The organism is Pseudoduganella sp. GW821-FHT12E03 (genome assembly GCF_058807115.1).
On record NZ_JBXAQJ010000056.1, the window covers coordinates 1 to 515 of the forward strand.

Consider the following 515-nt stretch of genomic DNA (forward strand, 5'->3'; position numbering starts at 1 on the left):
CCTTCGCGGATAGCGAAGCGCAGACCTTCTTCCATAGCGATCGGGCTGATCAGTTTCACGGTGATCGACACGTTATCGCCTGGCATAACCATTTCTTTGTCTGCTGGCAGCTCGATCGAACCGGTCACGTCAGTCGTACGGAAGTAGAACTGTGGACGATAGTTGTTGAAGAACGGGGTGTGACGGCCGCCTTCATCTTTCGACAGAACGTAGATCTCGCCGGTGAAGTGGTTGTGCGGCTTGATCGAGCCTGGCTTTGCCAGAACTTGACCACGCTGAACGTCTTCACGCTTGGTGCCGCGCAGCAGCAGACCAACGTTGTCGCCTGCTTGACCTTGGTCCAGCAGTTTGCGGAACATTTCCACGCCGGTGCAGGTGGTTTTCACGGTGTCAACGATACCGATGATTTCGATCTCTTCGCCGACCTTGATCACGCCACGCTCAACACGGCCGGTCACAACGGTACCGCGACCGGAGATCGAGAACACGTCTTCCACTGGCATCAGGAACGTGCC

The 515-nt window shown here is 56.3% G+C and carries 1 protein-coding gene; it reads right to left on the bottom strand.

What is annotated here, in order from left to right; all coding sequences use genetic code 11:
* Positions 1 to 515: EF-Tu C-terminal domain-related protein (locus tag AC1RRC_RS33260; protein WP_493060218.1), on the bottom strand; the 515-nt coding region annotated here is incomplete at both ends.